Annotated in this window: 2 protein-coding genes; one reads left to right on the top strand and one right to left on the bottom strand. The window is 69.1% G+C overall.

Going from position 1 to position 1458, the window contains the following annotated elements:
* The coding region (locus tag BEN49_RS14990; protein ID WP_125916906.1) for a TIGR03862 family flavoprotein at positions 1-878 on the top strand (878 nt) is incomplete at its 5' end.
* Between the two features lie 196 nt (positions 879-1074).
* Here the strand turns inward: BEN49_RS14990 and BEN49_RS14985 are convergent.
* A partial coding sequence (locus BEN49_RS14985) for an Hpt domain-containing protein (protein WP_141765683.1) occupies positions 1075-1458 on the bottom strand: 384 nt, incomplete at its 5' end.

The following is a 1458-nucleotide window of genomic DNA, read 5'->3' as shown; positions in this document are numbered from 1 at the left end:
CGCGAAATTGGCGTCGAAGTGCTGCCTTTCGCCCCGGCCAACTGCGGAGCGGAGGTGGCGTGGTCGGCGTTTTTCCGGGAGAAGGTGGGCCGCCAGCCGGCAAAGAGTTCACCATTGAGCCCACCGCCACGGTGCTGGCCCTGGGCGGCGCCAGCTGGGCCAAAACCGGCTCCGATGGGGCCTGGGCCCCGCTGCTGCGCGAAATTGGCGTCGAAGTGCTGCCTTTCGCCCCGGCCAACTGCGGAGCGGAGGTGGCGTGGTCGGCGTTTTTCCGGGAGAAGGTGGGCCGCCAGCCGCTCAAAAACATTGCCCTGCGCGTGAACGAGGGCCCCGAAGTGCGCGGCGAGCTCATGCTGACCGACTACGGCCTGGAGGGCACGCCCGTGTACGCCCTCACGCCGCAGGTGCGGGCCGCGCTGGCCGCCGGGGGCCCCGCCGTGCTGCACCTCAACCTGAAGCCCGACCTGGCGCCCGCCGCCCTGCTGGCCAAGCTGGGGGCCCCGCGCGGTAAGGCGTCGTGGGCTGATTTCCTCAAGAAAACCCTGCACCTGGGCCCCACCCCCACCCTGCTACGCGAAATTCAGCCCAACGCGGCCACGCTGGAACCCGCCACTTTGGCGCAGCTCCTTAGCCACTTACCGCTACCTGTGGCCGGCCTGCGCCCGCTCGACGAGGCCATTTCGACGGCCGGCGGCGTGGCCTGGGCCGAGCTCGACGCGCACCTGATGCTGCGCCGCCGCCCGGGCACCTACCTGGCCGGCGAAATGCTGGACTGGGAGGCCCCCACCGGCGGCTACCTGCTCCAGGGCTGCCTGGCCAGCGGGGCCGGTGCGGCGGCGGGCATCCTCGCCGCCGGGGCCCCCAGTAACGGCGCGTAGGGGGTTGCAGCGTTGGTAGGTATAATAGATATGTTGAACGTCATGCAGAGCAGAGCATCTTTCCCGCTGACTAACCATGATTACTGCCGCGGAAAAGATGCTGCGCTGCGCTCTGCATAACGTTTTGATTATTTCCGACGATTTTCCCAATAGCTTCTATCCTACCCGTAAATCACCCTGGCGCCCACCCGGGGCCCTATACCCCGGGGAATGCCTGCGCCAGCGACGCCATGACCTCGGCCGTGACGGCCGTGATTTCACCCACGAGCCAAGCGGCGCGGGCCGGCGTAAGGGACTGCGCCTCGCAGGCCTCCAGCTCGCGGATGGCGTCGAAGAGGGGCGCCACCCCCATGCCGTAGAGGGAGCTTTTGAGGTGGTGGGCGGCGTCGGCCAGGGCCGGCCAATCGGCTTGCGCCAAGGCCTGCCGCAGGGCTTCGAGAATGGGCGGCGTGCTGGTGCAAAACACGCCCACCAGGTGGCGCACGAACGATTCGTTGTCGCCCACCATCTGGCGCACGGCGCTCAGGTCGTAGAGCGGGCCGGGGCGGGGCGGGGCGACGCTGGGGGCCCGGCGGGCCAC

The sequence above is a fragment of the Hymenobacter coccineus genome (genome assembly GCF_001816125.1).
Lineage (GTDB): Bacteria > Bacteroidota > Bacteroidia > Cytophagales > Hymenobacteraceae > Hymenobacter > Hymenobacter coccineus.
This window is presented reverse-complemented; position numbering and strand designations above follow the sequence as displayed.